Origin of the sequence: Pauljensenia sp. UMB10120 (assembly GCF_030212035.1) — a bacterium.
Classification (GTDB): Bacteria; Actinomycetota; Actinomycetes; order Actinomycetales; family Actinomycetaceae; genus Pauljensenia; species Pauljensenia radingae_A.
This window is the reverse complement of sequence record NZ_JASODH010000008.1, coordinates 1-15,417: the sequence shown is the minus strand read 5'-3', so window position 1 is coordinate 15,417 and position 15,417 is coordinate 1. Positions and strand designations below refer to the sequence as shown.

Sequence of the window (15,417 nt, the reverse complement as noted above, 5' to 3'; positions counted from 1 at the left end):
CGCGCCTGCGCGTCGCTTCAGGAAAACTGTGGGGGAGTGCGAGTCGGATCACCATCGGCATGCCAGTCAATGACGGACTCCACCTCGTCCATCGACACCGGCTCCGTCACGTTCTCAGGCGAAGCAGTCCAGGTTGGCGCGGCGGGCTCAGGTTCATCCGCGGGGGCATTCTCATCCTTGGGTTCAGGCGCGAGCTCATGCTCCGTCAGCAGGTCATCGCCCACGTCGAGCGACACATCCGTCAACATCTGCGACGCGTCGCGAACGATCTCCTTGTCCTCGGCATGAAGCCCGTGAGACAGCCAGCGCACGATTGCCAATTCAGACAGCAACTGAGCGCGCGTCACCAGGTGCAAGTCCGTCGCCATCCTCGTCATCGAATACGACGACTGGAACGTTTCAAGGAAACCATCAGACGCCTGAGACAAAATCCACGCCACGTCGATCGCCGGATCACCCACGTGCGCAGAGGAAAAACCACTGATGGACAGCACGATCCCATCTGCGACCTTCACCGACTGCACATGCAGATCGCCGTGAACAGGGCACGGGCGGAAACGCCACAAAGCGTCATCATCTAAGGCAGCTCGCCAGCGGCGCACAAGATTCGCAGGAACCGTCACAGCTGCCAACACTTCCTGGAGGACAGCACGGTGGCGGTCACGGCATTCAGAGGCCGAATACTGCGGAACATTCACATCCGAATACGTTGAGACAGGCAGGTTATGCAAGCTGGCGATTGATCGGGCCAGCGAGGCCGGCAAAATACCCGACTGATCGAAGTCCTCATCACCCATGAAACGGCCCGCAAGATCCTGATGCACCATCACCGACACGCCCTCGCGGGTGCGGGCAATACCAGCAGGACGCGGCACATCAAAACCGACCTCACCCGCATCGTGAGCAGACGCCAGGCGGGCAAGGACCGCCCACTGTGCCCTCAAATCCACACCGCCCACATCTTCATGCGGACACACCACGGTCCAGCGGTTCCCCTGATCATCGACAATGCCGGTCATGGAGACAACCTCGTCACTGAATTGAGGCTCACGTAAAGCCGCAACAGAAAGGCCGGGTACCGCCGCAGTCGCCAACGCAGCCAATTCAAGAGGTGTTCGTGGTGTACTCACCCTCTTACGGTACATGGCCTGTCCACACTTCGAGCCGCTTCATTAATGGTGTTTCACGCCCCGTTTGGGAAAAACTGCAGGTCACTGGCGCACCGAACGCTCACCGATACCCAAACCCCCACCCGAAGTTATCCACAGTTCAGTAGAAAGGGTTCCCATCAGGATGCTACTTTGCTACGTTCGGTGACAGTAATCACAAGGACAGCCCACTGCAACGCGAAAGGAACGGCACGATGGCGAGCACGCCCGATACAGCCACACAGCTGCGCAGCGCACTCGCATCCCGCGGCATCGACCCTTTCACGCACACCCAACGCGCCCGGCAGCTGGCCGAGGAAACCGTCACGCAGATGCTCGGGCCGCTCACCCCCGACGAAATCCACGAGCACACAGAAAACCTGCTGGCCGAGGTTATCGGCTTTGGCCCCCTCCAGCGGTATCTGGACGATCCAGAGGTTGAAGAAGTGTGGATCAACGACCCCTCGCGCATCTTCATCGCGCGAAACGGCCAACCCGAGCTGACCACATTGATCCTGTCCGACCAGCAGGTGCGAGACCTCGTGGAACGAATGCTGCATCATTCAGGCCGGCGCCTTGACCTGTCAGCACCCTTCGTGGATGCAATGCTGGCCGGCGGGGAACGCCTGCACGTCGTGATCCCTCCCGTGACCGGCCAGCACTGGTCAGTCAACATTCGCAAACACATTCAACGTGCCCGCTCGCTGCGCGACCTCGTCAATGTGGCCATGCTGCCCGACTATGTTGCTGAATTCCTTTCCGCCGCCGTGGACAGTGGCTTATCCATCGTCGTGTCGGGCGCCACCCAGGCAGGAAAGACAACACTCCTGCGCGCACTATGCGGAGAAATCCCGGGCGCGCGCCGCGTCATCAGTTGTGAAGAAGTTTTCGAACTCGCATTGCCGGCTCGCGACTGCATTGCGATGCAGACACGCCCCAGCTCGATGGAAGGCACAGGCGAAATCACGCTGCGTGACCTGGTGCGTGAATCACTGCGAATGCGCCCCGAAACGCTCATCGTCGGAGAGGTGCGCGGTCCAGAAGCGCTCGACCTGCTGCTCGCACTCAACGCGGGTGTTCCAGGAATGGCGACCGTGCATGCCAACTCGGCCCGCGAAGCACTGTCGAAACTGTCCATGCTCCCCTTGCTCGCCGGCGAAAACGTCACCCCTCAGTTCGTTGTCCCCACGCTTGCGCACAGCGTTGACATCGTGTGCCACGTTGAACGCAACCACGACGGCACACGCGTTGTGTCCGAGGTGCTCGCCGTGCCCGGACGAATCGAGGAGATGCGCATCGAATCAGCAGATCTGTGGCGCTATGACGGTGCCACGTGGGTGCGAGGCCGAGGCGCACTTGACGCGCATGAACGCTTCGCTCTGGCCCACCATGATCTGAGTGCCCTGCTGACGGGTGGGCCGTCATGAGCGCCACACTGATCGGAATCGTCCTGGGGATCGGTGTGAACTGCATCCTCCTGGCCTTCGTCGGCACACCTCAATTGCCGAGGTGGTCACCGAACTGGTGGCAGGCGTGGAACGACACCCTGATCAGGTCCGGAATTTCCTCCCTGACCCGCAGCACGCACGTCCTGGTCACGCTGGCGATCATGAGTGGTGTCTTCCTGGGCGTGCTGGCCTACACACGCACATGGACCGTGGCCATCGTGGTCGCACTGATGATCGCACCTGTTCCCACCATGGTGATCGTGGGTCGCGCTGCGCGCGTGACCAAGCAGACTCGAGCGGCGTGGCCCGATGTGGTGGATCAACTGGTGGCAGGTATCCGATCGGGTGCTTCCCTGCCCGAACTGCTCATCGACTGCGGTGAGCGCGGACCGCGAATCTTGCGTCCCTATTTCCTCACGTTCAGTACGGAGTACCGCGCTGACGGCAGATTCGACCATGCGCTGACGGGACTGAAAAACCGGCTCGCAGACCCGGTGGCAGACCGCATTATTGAAGCGTTACGCCTGGCACGCGATGTCGGCGGATCAGACCTGGCGGTCCTGCTGCGAGACCTGGGAGTCATGCTGCGTGAAGATGCACGCATCCGCGGAGAACTCGAAGCGCGCCAGTCATGGACAGTTAACGCAGCCAGGCTGGGAGTGGCAGCCCCGTGGATCGTGCTGGTGTTGATCTCCGCACAGGCCCAGGCCGCCAGCGCGTTTTCCACTCCACAAGGCGTGGTGATCCTCAGTGTGGGGGCACTGGTCTCGGTCGTCGCGTACTTCGTGATGAAGCAGATCGGCAAACTGGAAACGGAACGGCGGACCCTGCGATGAATGGGATGACGTGGGCGGCTGTCGCGATAGGGACGACTCTGGGTATTGGAATATGGCAGCTGGCGATTGCCATCCGTGCCCGCAACAATCTGCTCGCCGTGCGCGTGTGGAGCCAGCGCTCGGACACCACGTGGCCTTCCGATATGCCGGGCAGTCGGGTACGTTCACTGGCGGCGCAGTGGCTCGCACGCGTAATGGACGCAATTGGCTCCACATCCACCAGCGTTGTTCGCCGCCTGGAACTGCTCGGCTCGGGCAGGGAGCTCGCCACTTTTCGCCTGCACCAGTTCATTGCGGCAACCTGCCTGATGCTCCTGGCCGCAGTTGCGATCATCCCGCTGATTCACCGCACCCCCGCAGGAATCATGTCACTCATATGTGCTCTGGCGGTGGGTGCATTGACGGGAGCCGCACTGTGGGACCAGCTCCTGAGTGTGCAGGCCAGGCGTCGACAGCGTCAACTGGACAGTAGTGTCCCTGACGCCTCTGAGCTGCTCGCACTGGCAATCGGTGCCGGTGAATCGGTGCCGGCAGCCTTGTCGCGTGTGGCGGGAATCTCCCAGTCGCACTTGGCCCGCGAACTGAACTACACGGTCACTCAGATACGGATGGGCCGTGCCACCACGCGGGCACTGACCGACCTTGCCGCCCGCAATGATTCACCCAACTTGTCACGACTGTGTCAGACCCTTGTTACCGCCATCGAACGCGGAGCGCCACTGGCTCAGACCCTGCACGACCAGGCGCGCGACATTCGCGAAGTAACTCGGCAACGACTCATGGAACAAGGTGGCAGGAAAGAGATCGCCATGCTGTTCCCGATCGTCTTCCTGATCCTGCCCATCACTGTCCTGTTCGCACTGTACCCCGGGCTGCTTGCCCTCCAGATCGGACCGTGACATGCATATCCCAATACCACACCACCACCGCACCGACAGAAAAGAGAGAAACCCGATGCACACCTTCTTCCTATGGATCGCAACACTGACAGACAGGTTCATCCACCTGCCGACACAGCCTGACGAGGGGGAACGCGGCGACGTACCCGGATGGGTCCTCATCACGCTCATGACCGTCGCCCTCGTCATCGGAATTTGGGCGATCGCCGGTCCGCAACTGCAAAACATGCTGGAACAGGCATTGTCTTCCGTCAACTTCGGGTAAGGCCACCATGACAACGCAGGAGCGGACGCATTGGAGCGAAGAAGGCTCAGAGGTGGTTGCACACGCCATGATGCAGACACTGGTCGTCATCGTCTTCCTGATCATCCTGCAAACCGCGTTCGCCCTGCACACTCGTAACCTGGCGATCTCTGCCGCCAGTGAGGGAGCACGCCGAGGAGCCCTGGTCGGCGCGGTCGACGCAGATGCCATCCAGCGAACCGGCGACCTGCTCGATGATTCTTTGGGGCAGGGACGTCCCCGTGACATTTCGACATCCCACCACCAGTGGCAGGGGCAGGACGCCCTCGTCGTGACAGTACGCACAACGATGCCTGTGTTCCTCACGTGGGGCCCACCCAACTGGCTCACCGTGCACGGACGCTCACTGGTGGAAGACGGTGAGCCGACCGCCCAGGCAGAAGGAACCGAATCGTGAGGGACACCAGGGCCGCGCGAGACATACGTGAAGACGGGAACGCCATCGTCGAATTCATCATGATGATGGTTGTGCTGGTCATCCCCGCGCTGTACATCGTTGTCACCCTTGCATCAGTGCAGGCGGCAGCGTTCGCAAGTGAATCAGCCTCCCGTGAAGCCGCACGGCTCCTGTCGGCGGATCCGCAGCGCACTGAATTTGCATCACAGCAGGCGCACGTCACCTTCGCAGATTTTGGGCTGCCTGCTCCAGAATCAGTCACGACGCGCTGCGACCCGTCATGTTCCACCAGCGGCGCCCTTCTGACGGTCACAGTCTCCACAACTGTTCCGCTGCCCTTGATCCCATCGTGGATCGGCGCTCGCGGAGTTTTCCCCGTCTCCTCGACGACGCAGGCAGTCATCGAGGGGGTGCGCATTGAATAGGAACCGATACCGGAGCGCTGCGCATCAGCCGCACAGCGAGGACGGCCGGATCACTGTTTTGCTCATCGGGCTGGTCACAGTGGCGTTGCTGGCCGTAGCAGTCGGCGTGGTTATCACGTCCGTTCACCTTCAACAACGTGCGCTCCTGAGCTGCGCTGATCGAATCTCTGCAGCAGGCGCAGCAGTACTGTCTGCGGAGAACTACTACGGCGAAGGTGGCGCCGAACTCGCAGCGCCATCTGAAAGCGGGGCGAGGCAGGAAGCCTTCAGGACCCTGGAGCGCCTGTTAACGACCACGTGCGCAGTGGGGCAGGGCGTAGACATAACGGATCTGACGGTCGGAGAAAACGTCATTCAGGTCACTGTGCGCACTCAGGCCACATTGCCGTTGCTGCCGCCCGTTCTGCAAGGCGTTGCCGCGCCCACCATGACGCAGTCCTCATCGGCGCGCACGGTCTGAACATACAGGCGCCGCAGCAGTGGTATCCGCTGCGGCGCCTGTCAGATTACTCGTGATGAGTCAATCAGATGACACCCATCGCCAGCATGGCGTCAGCCACCTTCAGGTAGCCAGCCAAGTTCGCGCCAGTCTGGTAATCAGCTTCCGCGCCGTACTCATTGGCAGCGCTCAAGCAGTTGTCGTGAATGGTCGCCATGATCTCGTGGAGACGGTTGTCGGCATGCTCAAAGGTCCATGGATGACGAGCAGCGTTCTGCTCCATCTCCAGAGCCGACGTCGCCACGCCGCCAGCGTTCGACGCCTTACCAGGAGCAAACAGGACGTGGTTATCGTGGAACAGGTCGGTTGCTTCCGGTGTGGTCGGCATGTTCGCACCCTCAGCAACAAGACACACACCGTTGTCAATGAGCTGGCGTGCGTTCGCCTCGTCCAATTCGTTTTGCGTCGCGCACGGAAGTGCCACATCACAGGCGACCTCCCACGGCTTTGCACCTTCAACGAACTTTGCGGAAGGACGCTGATCGGCATACTCCTTGATGCGACCGCGCTCGACCTCTTTGATCTGTTGGAGCAGTTCGAAGTCGATGCCGTCCTCGTCCAGCACGTAACCGGACGAATCGGAAGCGGTTACCACGTGAGCGCCAAGCTGTTGCGCCTTCTGGATGGCATACAGTGCGACGTTCCCGGAACCGGACACCGTCACGCGCTTGGAGTCGAGGGATTCGCCCTGCGCCTTGAACATCTCGTCAGTGAAGTACACCAGGCCGTAACCCGTTGCTTCGGTGCGCACCTCGGACCCTCCCCAGGTGATGCCCTTGCCGGTCAGCACGCCCGCGTCGTAACGGTTCGTGATGCGCTTGTACTGTCCGAACAGGTAGCCGATTTCGCGCCCGCCCACGCCAATGTCGCCTGCGGGAACGTCGGTGTTTTCACCGATGTGGCGGTACAGCTCAGTCATGAAGGACTGGCAGAAACGCATGATTTCGCCGTCTGACTTGCCTTTGGGGTCGAAGTCGGAACCGCCCTTGCCGCCGCCGATTCCCAGGCCGGTCAGAGAGTTCTTGAAGATCTGCTCGAAGCCGAGGAACTTGATGATCGACAGGTTGACGGAGGGGTGGAAACGCAGGCCACCCTTGTAGGGGCCAAGCGCCGAGTTGAACTCAACGCGGTAGCCGCGATTGACGCGCACGTTGTTGTCATCATCTACCCACGGAACGCGGAACATGATCTGGCGTTCAGGTTCGCACAGGCGCGTGATGATGGAGTAACGGTCATCGTCAGGACGGCTGCCTTCGAGGCGTCCCAGTGACAGGAACACTTCGTAGACGGCTTGCAGGAACTCCGGTTCTGACGGGTTGCGCTCCTGGAGCGCGTGGAACTGTGACTGCAGGGAATCGCTTAAGCGAGAAAGATCTAAATCGGTCATGGAAAAATTGTGGCAGACGCGGAAGACTTTGCCGACTACCTTTCCATTATTTGGTTATTTTTACTTCAAGGTATTCCCATATCGGTGCCGAGGGTGCACAATAAGGACGTCTTTTACCCCTGAGGTGCCGTGCGTGTGGGTAGGGGTTTTCTTATGCGATGAACGAGGGAGTCGCGCCATCATGCGGTTTTTTGGTCGTCGTTGAAGAATCGGGCGACATCCTGCCACGCGCCGCAAAGTAAAGAAGTGGTCAAATAAACGTTGGTGTGACATGAAACGTTGAGGCATCGCACGGTCGGCCGCTTATCGGCGGTGGGTCAGATGTATAACAGCAGGGGAGTCCTGATCGCTGCCCTCGATCGTTTACAGTGGGAGGGTGACCATCGAGTTTTCTGAAGAAATACCAGCACTGCGCACCACTATGGAGAATATTCTGGCTGTCTCCCAGCCGGATAAGCTGCGATCCACGATTGCTGACTTGTCCAGGCAGGCGGCCGCACCTGACCTGTGGGATGACGTGGAACATGCGCAGGAAGTGACCACTGCACTGTCGCATGCGCAAAATGAACTCGAACGCCTCACCACCATGGAAGAGCGTATTGACGACCTCGAAGCGATGGTGGAGCTGGCAGGTGAAGATTCCGATGAGTCGGGCGATCTGCTGGATGAAGCGGAAAATGATCTGCAGGCAATCCGTGATGACCTGTCATCGTTGGAAATCCGCACATTGCTGGATGGTGAATACGACGAGCGCAACGCCGTGGTCACCATTCGTTCAGGTGCCGGCGGTGTGGATGCCGCCGACTTTGCCGAAATCCTCATGCGGATGTACCTGCGCTGGGCGGAGCGCCACGGCTATCCCACTAAAGTGATGGATACCTCGTACGCGGAAGAAGCCGGAATTAAGTCCGCTACCTTCGAGGTGCAGGCACCCTACGCGTATGGCACCTTGTCAGTGGAGGCCGGTACGCATCGTCTCGTGCGTATCAGCCCGTTCGACAATCAGGGCCGACGCCAGACATCTTTTGCCGCCGTCGAAGTGATCCCGCTGATTGAGTCAACGGACCACATTGATATTCCTGAGTCGGATCTGAAAGTTGACGTCTTCCGCTCGTCGGGGCCTGGTGGCCAGTCCGTGAACACGACGGATTCGGCTGTCCGTATGACCCACTTGCCGACCGGCATTGTTGTGTCGATGCAGGATGAGAAGTCTCAGATCCAGAACCGCGCGGCAGCCCTGCGTGTGTTGCAGTCACGTCTGCTGGTGTTGCGTCACGAGGAAGAGCAGGCCAAGAAGAAGGAACTGGCTGGCGACGTGAAAGCCTCGTGGGGTGACCAGATGCGCTCCTATGTCCTGCAGCCCTATCAGATGGTCAAGGATCTGCGCACCGAGTTCGAATCAGGGAACCCGCAGGACGTGTTCGACGGCGGTATTGACGATTTCATTAACGCAGGGATCCGCTGGCGCAAGAACCAGCAGAACGAAGCTGAATCGGCCTGATGTGAGGTGGTGACGCGCGCAGAATGCGCGCGTCCGCGTGTCGCACGCCGGCCATGAGGGCGAATGCCCATAGTCTGACAATGATCTGTTGTCTGATGAAAACGGCGTTCTGTTCATGATTCGATTTGACCACGTCACCATGGTGTACAAGCCGGGTGCGCGCCCCGCCCTCGACGATGTGTCCCTTGAGGTTGAGCGCGAAGAATTTGTCTTCCTGGTGGGCAAATCAGGTTCCGGCAAATCGACGTTCCTGCAGCTGGTGATGCGAGAAAATATCGCCACTTCGGGGCATGTGTGGGTTTTGGGGCACGATGTTGGTGAACTGACACGCTGGGCCGTGCCGAAACTGCGCCGCCAGATTGGAACGGTCTTCCAGGACTTCCGGCTGCTCGAATCAAAGACCGTGTATGAGAACGTCGCCCTGGCCATGCAGGTCATCGGAAAACCCAAGCACGCGATCCAGACGGCTGTACCGGACGTGCTGGAACTGGTGGGACTGTCCGGTAAGGAAAAACGCCTGCCTCACGAACTGTCCGGCGGTGAGGAACAGCGCGTGGCGATCGCGCGCGCAATGGTGAATCGGCCGTCCCTGTTGCTGGCTGACGAGCCGACCGGCAACCTTGACCCGGATACGTCGCTGGGCATCATGCGCCTGCTTGACCGCATTAACCGCAACGGCACCACTGTTGTGATGGCCACGCACGACGCCGACATCGTCAACCAGATGCGTAAACGCGTCATCGAGCTTCAGGACGGCACAGTGGTGCGCGATCAGTCCCGTGGTGTCTACGGAGCAGCAAGGTGATCGAGGGATGAAACTACGCTTTATCTTTTCCGAGGTCGGCAAAGGCCTGACCCGTAATCGCGCGATGTCGGTGGCCGTCATCATCGTCACCTTCGTGTCACTGCTGTTCGTCGGCGTGGCCGGCCTGGCGCAGATGCAGGTCAACCGCATGAAGTCCGACTGGTACGACAAGATCGAAGTGTCGATCTACATGTGCGCGCAGGGCGATGAGATCCCCTCGTGTAACGCCGAGGAAGCCGCCGGCGACCAGATTGACGCGGTGCGCACCAAGCTGACGTCCGGTGAGCTGGCCCCACTGATCAAGGACGTGTACGAAGAATCGAAGGAAGAAGCGTTCGAGAACTTCCAGAAAATCATGGGGGAGAACCCGATTACGCAGTGGACCACGGTGGACATGATGCCGATTTCGTTCCGCGTGCGCCTGGTTGACCCTCAGCAGTATTCGATCATCAAGGAAGAATTCTCCGGCACTCCCGGCGTGGCGCAGGTCAAGGATCAGCGCGAAATTGTGGAGCCGCTCTTCTCCGTGATCGACAAAGCCAAGCTGATGTCACTGGGGCTGGCCGGCGTCATGATTGTGGCGGCCATCTTGCTGATCACAACGACGATCCGCCTGTCCGCGATGAGCAGGGAACGTGAGACGTCGATTATGCGACTTGTCGGTGCGTCCTCGCTGTTCATTCAGGCTCCCTTCATGATTGAGGGTGCTCTGGCCGCTCTGACTGGCGCGCTGCTCGCTGTCGGATCGCTCTTCCTGGGTGTGAAGTTTGTGATCGGCGGGTGGATCGCTCCGGCGTTCAAGTGGACAAGCTTTGTCGGCATGCGCGAAGTGTGGATTATGACTCCGGTGCTGGTTGTGGCAGCGCTGCTGCTGGCGGTAGTCGCGTCGGCGTTCTCGCTGGCAAAGTATACGAAGGTTTAAAGCGAGGGTGCGATGAGTCAGGTTCGTCAGGTTCGAGGGCGCCGCCGCCGTGCCGCCCTCACCGTGGGAACAACGGTTGCGTTTATCAGTGCTCTGGGCATCGCCGGGCTCGCTGATGGCGACGCGTTGGCAGCCCCAGCGCAGGCCGCGCCATCACCTGCAGTGCTGATGCCCGCAGCTGACGGTGATGATGATCGCGACTCGGTGGCTCGCAAGCAGGCGGACTCGGCTCAGCATATTGATGAGCTGACCAGTCAGCTTGAGGGAATTGATTCGTCACTGGCGCAGGTGTATGTGGATCTGGAACGTCTCAACGGTCAGATCCCGGGGGCTGAAGCTCAGTTGAAGTCAGCGCAGCAGGCGTTCGAGGCGGCTGACCGCCAGCACCAGTTGGCGCTTGACCAGCTCGACAGTGCTGAAGCTGAGCAGAGCCGTATCGCTCGGGAAATTGATGAAGCTGAAAAGCAGCAAGACGAAGCCAACCAGGCGATCGGTGCCCTCGCCCGTGAAATGTATCGCGGCGACATCTCCAGCCCTGAACTGCTGGCTCTGACCTCGCAGGGGACGGGAGAAATCGGGGATCGTGCAGCTGCAGCTGACACATTGATGCGTTCGCACACCCGTGCGCTCAATGAGGCTCTGGCGTTGAAGGCTCGCCAGGAAAACCAGGCGCAGCGTCAGGAAGCTGTCACGGAGCGGATCGCAAACCTTGAACAGACAGCACGCCAGGCATCCGAGCAGGCGCGCACCTCCAAGGAAGAAGCCGATAAGCATCTGAGCGAATTGACGGCGATGAAGTCGGATCGCGATCAGAAGAAGAAAGAATGGGAGAGCCAGAAGAAGACGGCTCAGAGCCAGTTGACCAAGTGGCAGGAAGAATTTGACGCGATGAGTGCCAAACTTGCTGAGATCGATGCCGCTAACCGCGCCGCAGCAGCTCAGCAGGCAGCCACGTCAGGTAACTTCGCACCTGCTGGATCCATATTCACCTCTCCGCTGCATATTCCGCTGCAGATCACTTCTCCCTTTGGGTGGCGTCACCACCCGATTCTGGGTGTGGACAGGTATCACAACGGAACTGACTTTGCTGCTCCGTGTGGTTCTCCCCAGTATCCGATTGCTCCGGGGACGGTGGTGGCTGCTCAGCAGGAGACGGCCGGTGGCAACGTGCTGTACATCAACCACGGCATGATTAACGGTCATTCGTGGGTTTCTGCGCACGTGCACCTGTCGAGTTTCGCTGTGCCGGTGGGTGCTCACGTGGACCGTTCGACCGTTGTGGGATATACCGGTGCGACGGGGTATGCGACCGGATGTCACCTGCACCTGTCGTTGATGCAGGACGGTGTGGACGTTGATCCGACCGATTTCCTGTAGAATGGGTGGCTGCTGAGTGAGCGGTGCTGGAGGGTACCCTCGTCAATCCTGGGAGGAGGGGACATGCCGAAGGACTGGAAGAAACCGAAACTGAGCGAGGCGCAGAAGCGCAAGGAAGATTCTGACGCGAAGAAGATGATTGCACGCAACAAGAAGGCGCTGCATGACTATTCGATAGATGAGTCGTTTGAGGCCGGTCTTGTCCTGTCCGGGACCGAGGTCAAGGCGCTGCGGATGGGACGCGCGTCGTTGGTTGATGCGTGGGTGGAAGCGCGCGATGGGGAAGCGTGGCTCTATCAGGCGAATATTCCCATGTATTCGCAGGGTTCCTGGAACAATCACACGCCGACCCGTAAGCGCAAGCTCCTGCTGCATCGTGATGAGATTGCACGTCTGGAACAGCGCAGCCAGGCCAAAGGTATGACGATTGTGCCGTTGGAACTGTATTTTGTGCGCGGGCGCGTCAAGGTTGAGATTGCGCTTGCCCAGGGCAAGCAGGAGTGGGACAAGCGTCAGGCGTTGCGCGAGGCTCAGGATAAGCGTGAAGCTGAGCGTGCGATGCGGCGCTACGTGAAGCAGGCTCGTCACTGACGAGGGTGGCCGGCCTTGCTGGCTTCAACTGGCTATTGAAAGTGTACCGACTGCTCGCTATACTTTGATGTCCGGCGCTGGTGACGCTGCGAAAGTGGCGCAGCGACGGGTTTGTGAATTACATAGGGGATGATCGGTTTCGACGGTGGTCGTCAATCGAGGGGAAGCGGGTCGAGGACGCATGCTCATCTCGTCAACGATGCGTGCAAACCAATAGGTGCCGAACAGAATCGCACCGACTACGTTCTCGCCGCCTGATATTGCGGCTTGAGAGCCTTTAGTCCGTCAGCCCGGGTGATGCTCCCAGCCCGGATCCTGGCGTCGTTTAGGGAGCCACTGGATGGGCGCCTTGTCAGTGGGCGGTCGTCAACACTTAGCTGACTAAGCTTGCCTCATCTGGTTTGTCAGTAGAGGCGGGTCGAAAATCTTTTGGCAAACTGCACCCGGAGAAGACCTCGGGGGCGGCTGTCGGACGGGGGTTCGATTCCCCCCATCTCCACTTTTGCCCCGCTGCCTCGTTGAGGTGGCGGGGTTTTTTGTTGCAATAGTGCGGAATACTCCCTATCCGTAGTTGCGTGTTTGTTTGTGGTTTATAGTGGTTTTTATTGGTTTCGTGTTGCACGTGGGTTGCACGACAAGTTGCACGCCAGACTTCGTGCAACAGTGAGGAGAGGGCCGTGGGCAAGCGCCGAGGATTTGGAAACATCCGCAAACTACCGTCCGGCAGGTTCCAAGCCTCCTACCGTGGCCCTGATGGTGAGCGGCACAACGCGCCGATCACTTTTGAGCGCAAGCGTCAGGCTGAGCAGTGGCTCGCCACAGTGCAGGCCAGTATTGCTACCGGCACGTGGCAGAGCGAGGAAGAGCAGAAGCAGGAACGCGTGTCACGGCTGGAGGCTGAGCAGGCCGCAGCGTTGACGTTCACCGACTGGTCGGAGCGCTGGCTCGCGTCGCTGGAGAGTATAGGTAGGGCTGAGAAGACGATCCAGACATACCGGTACCGCGTGCGCCAACTCAGGGAAGTGTTCGGGAGTACTCCCATAGTGCTCATTACACCCAGCGACGTGCAGGACTGGTACAACCAGAGCATGAAGGAGCGCGGCCAGGGCGTGACGCGCCCCTTGTACATGACGTTATCCTCATGCCTCGGTGCAGCAGTCAAGGCCGGGAAGCTCACACAATCGCCATGCCGCGTGCAGGGCGGGCAGCAGCACAAGCCAGTCGCAGACCCACAGCGTCAAGTGGCAACACCAGCAGAGGTGCTGGCGTGCGCTGACGCGATGCCACCAAGCCTGAGGCTGACTGTCCTGCTGGCTGCGTGGTGCGCACTACGGGAGGGTGAGATCATTGGGCTGAGGCGCGCGGATTTCACGCTGACCGATATGCCTGTGGTGCGTGTCGAACGACAGGTGCAGTATCTGGCTGGCAGGGGCCCTGTGGTGGTGCCGCCGAAGAGCGAGACCGGCAGGCGCGCCATTTCGATCCCCTCGTCGCTCGTGCCTGCGATTCGGGAGCATCTGGACGCGTGGAGCGGGGACCAGCTGGTGTTTCACCGTGAGGGCGACCAGTCGATGCCGGTGCATCCGAACACGCTCAGGGCAGCGTGGAACCGCGCGCGTAAAGCCGCTGGAATCCAGTGGTTCAAGTTTCACGACCTGCGCCACACGGGACTGACCATTTACGCGCAACAAGGCGCAACGCTCGCTGAACTCCTGCACCGTGGCGGGCATAGTGACGTGGAAGTAGCGCTCCGATACCAGCACGCGACCGCAGAACGCGACCAAGCACTTACCACCATGATGAACACCCACATCATTGTGTGAAACAGCGCGCACAAAAAAGGGGGCACGCCTCCTAAAGGATGACACTGATGATTAATTAACCCGGTGGGGATCGAAAATGTCAGAACCAATTTCGATCCCCACCGCAGGGCCAGTCTATCGGACCGCACACCGCAGGCGAAGCGTCCAGGGCGTGGAGCGCGAACCGACCTGCACTAAGACACATAAAAAAGAAGAGCGCCACCCACGGGATGACATTCCCCGGTGGGTGGCGCTACTCTACGTGCGTGCCGTGTGTTACTTGTTCATGTCGGGGTGCAGTTTCCGCACCGTCTCATCAACCTCGGTAAACCGTTTCTTCGTATCACTGGCGAGGTCTCTGACTTCCTGCTTCGTCTCATTCACGCGAGAGTGCAGGAGTTCGCGCTCACGGACAGCGTTCTCAGTGGCAGCCCGGAGGTCTTGCCGGATGCCGAGGACGCGTTCTTCGCTTTGCGCGTCACGCTGGTGCTGCTCGTGCTGAGCCTCCCGCGCCCGTCGATCCTGATCAGACAGCGACGCTTTGATCTCGCTGAGCTGCTGCATGACCTGAGCAGAAAAAGACTGAAAGTCGGCGCTAATACGGTCCAAATCGTCCCTGAGATTCATGTCGTGATTATTCGCTACCTGGTCGTGAGTCGCGTCTGCCGTTCTCGCGATGCCGGTGAGACGGTCCTCAAATTTCTTGGTGATGACACGCACGATGGCGGTGATGCCACCGAGGAGGGCGACGATGAGGGCGATCAGCCCTGCGCCGACTTCGGGCGCGCTGAGTGCGACGGCTATGGTGTCTGGCGTGACGCTTCCACTCATACGCGACCCCCGTCCTCGTCTTTGGCGAGGTGCTTGGGCTGGTAGGGTTCCCCGCCAGGCGTGACACGTCCCACCCAGTCGATCACACCAACCTGCTTGAGTACCGTGAACGCTGCACTAGCCGCGCCGATCACGACACCGGCCTGCGTGCAGAAGATGCGCCATGACGCGGGGTACACGCCTGCCAGCCAGATCACGACACCCAGCAGCACGCCCGCGATCAGGACGATCAGCCGTCGCCGGTT

16 protein-coding genes, 1 other RNA gene and 1 pseudogene are annotated in these 15,417 nt (G+C 60.0%); 14 read left to right on the top strand and 4 right to left on the bottom strand.

Annotated elements, in window-relative coordinates; all coding sequences use genetic code 11:
* Positions 1-17 precede the first annotated feature (17 nt).
* On the bottom strand, positions 18-1,130 hold the full coding sequence (locus QP093_RS08210; RefSeq protein ID WP_285016059.1) for a phosphotransferase: 1,113 nt from the start codon (positions 1,128-1,130) through the stop codon (positions 18-20).
* Positions 1,131-1,363: 233 nt separating this feature from the next.
* Between QP093_RS08210 and QP093_RS08205 the strand changes: the two genes are divergently transcribed.
* The 7 genes from QP093_RS08205 to QP093_RS08175 are packed head-to-tail and all read left to right on the top strand — an operon-like array spanning position 1,364 to position 5,917.
* A complete protein-coding gene (locus QP093_RS08205) occupies positions 1,364-2,575 on the top strand; it encodes a TadA family conjugal transfer-associated ATPase (RefSeq protein ID WP_285016058.1) in 1,212 nt (403 codons plus the stop codon).
* Positions 2,572-3,432: a type II secretion system F family protein gene (locus tag QP093_RS08200; RefSeq protein ID WP_285016057.1), complete on the top strand. Its 861-nt coding sequence runs from the start codon at positions 2,572-2,574 to the stop codon at positions 3,430-3,432. Before QP093_RS08205 ends, QP093_RS08200 begins: the two co-directional genes overlap by 4 nt.
* The gene (locus QP093_RS08195) at positions 3,429-4,331 is read left to right on the top strand and encodes a type II secretion system F family protein (RefSeq protein WP_285016056.1); all 903 of its coding nucleotides are present in this window, start codon (positions 3,429-3,431) and stop codon (positions 4,329-4,331) included. Before QP093_RS08200 ends, QP093_RS08195 begins: the two co-directional genes overlap by 4 nt.
* A 55-nt stretch (positions 4,332-4,386) precedes the next feature.
* A complete protein-coding gene (locus QP093_RS08190) occupies positions 4,387-4,596 on the top strand; it encodes a hypothetical protein (protein WP_285016055.1) in 210 nt (69 codons plus the stop codon).
* Between the two features lie 7 nt (positions 4,597-4,603).
* On the top strand, positions 4,604-5,032 hold the full coding sequence (locus tag QP093_RS08185) for a TadE family protein (protein WP_285016054.1): 429 nt from the start codon (positions 4,604-4,606) through the stop codon (positions 5,030-5,032).
* Positions 5,029-5,457 carry a hypothetical protein gene (locus QP093_RS08180; RefSeq protein WP_092648283.1) on the top strand — a complete coding sequence of 143 codons (429 nt, stop codon included), beginning with the start codon at positions 5,029-5,031 and terminating at the stop codon, positions 5,455-5,457. The genes QP093_RS08185 and QP093_RS08180 overlap by 4 nt, the downstream gene beginning before the upstream one ends.
* Positions 5,450-5,917: a hypothetical protein gene (locus QP093_RS08175; protein ID WP_157886314.1), complete on the top strand. Its 468-nt coding sequence runs from the start codon at positions 5,450-5,452 to the stop codon at positions 5,915-5,917. The genes QP093_RS08180 and QP093_RS08175 overlap by 8 nt, the downstream gene beginning before the upstream one ends.
* Before the next feature lie 64 nt (positions 5,918-5,981).
* On the opposite strand, the gene gdhA is transcribed toward QP093_RS08175, so the two are convergent.
* Positions 5,982-7,343 (bottom strand): NADP-specific glutamate dehydrogenase, encoded by a 1,362-nt coding sequence (gene gdhA / locus QP093_RS08170; RefSeq protein ID WP_092648285.1) that lies wholly within the window; start codon positions 7,341-7,343, stop codon positions 5,982-5,984.
* Positions 7,344-7,719: 376 nt separating this feature from the next.
* On the opposite strand from gdhA, the gene prfB reads away from it, so the two are divergent.
* The 7 genes from prfB (at position 7,720) to QP093_RS08135 (ending at position 14,362) form a co-directional block, all read left to right on the top strand.
* Positions 7,720-8,844 carry a peptide chain release factor 2 gene (prfB, locus tag QP093_RS08165; RefSeq protein ID WP_070725556.1) on the top strand — a complete coding sequence of 375 codons (1,125 nt, stop codon included), beginning with the start codon at positions 7,720-7,722 and terminating at the stop codon, positions 8,842-8,844.
* Between the two features lie 115 nt (positions 8,845-8,959).
* Positions 8,960-9,649: a cell division ATP-binding protein FtsE gene (ftsE, locus tag QP093_RS08160; RefSeq protein WP_058236236.1), complete on the top strand. Its 690-nt coding sequence runs from the start codon at positions 8,960-8,962 to the stop codon at positions 9,647-9,649.
* A gap of 7 nt (positions 9,650-9,656) precedes the next feature.
* Positions 9,657-10,571 carry a permease-like cell division protein FtsX gene (ftsX, locus tag QP093_RS08155; RefSeq protein WP_285016053.1) on the top strand — a complete coding sequence of 305 codons (915 nt, stop codon included), beginning with the start codon at positions 9,657-9,659 and terminating at the stop codon, positions 10,569-10,571.
* 12 nt (positions 10,572-10,583) lie between these two features.
* Entirely contained in the window at positions 10,584-11,948 is a 1,365-nt protein-coding gene (locus tag QP093_RS08150) for a peptidoglycan DD-metalloendopeptidase family protein (RefSeq protein ID WP_285016052.1), read from the top strand.
* A 63-nt stretch (positions 11,949-12,011) separates the two neighbouring features.
* Complete coding sequence (gene smpB / locus QP093_RS08145; RefSeq protein WP_058236136.1) at positions 12,012-12,539, top strand: SsrA-binding protein SmpB; 528 nt, start codon at positions 12,012-12,014, stop codon at positions 12,537-12,539.
* A 125-nt stretch (positions 12,540-12,664) separates the two neighbouring features.
* Positions 12,665-13,041, top strand: a transfer-messenger RNA (tmRNA) gene (ssrA, locus tag QP093_RS08140).
* 175 nt (positions 13,042-13,216) lie between these two features.
* Positions 13,217-14,362: a site-specific integrase gene (locus QP093_RS08135; protein ID WP_285016051.1), complete on the top strand. Its 1,146-nt coding sequence runs from the start codon at positions 13,217-13,219 to the stop codon at positions 14,360-14,362.
* 255 nt (positions 14,363-14,617) lie between these two features.
* Here the strand turns inward: QP093_RS08135 and QP093_RS08130 are convergent, their stop codons facing one another.
* Together QP093_RS08130 and QP093_RS08125 are read right to left on the bottom strand one after the other, a co-directional pair.
* Positions 14,618-15,172: a DUF2746 domain-containing protein gene (locus QP093_RS08130; RefSeq protein WP_285016050.1), complete on the bottom strand. Its 555-nt coding sequence runs from the start codon at positions 15,170-15,172 to the stop codon at positions 14,618-14,620.
* A pseudogene (locus QP093_RS08125) lies at positions 15,169-15,417 on the bottom strand (hypothetical protein); the annotation flags it as partial. The pseudogene QP093_RS08125 and the gene QP093_RS08130, both read right to left, overlap by 4 nt.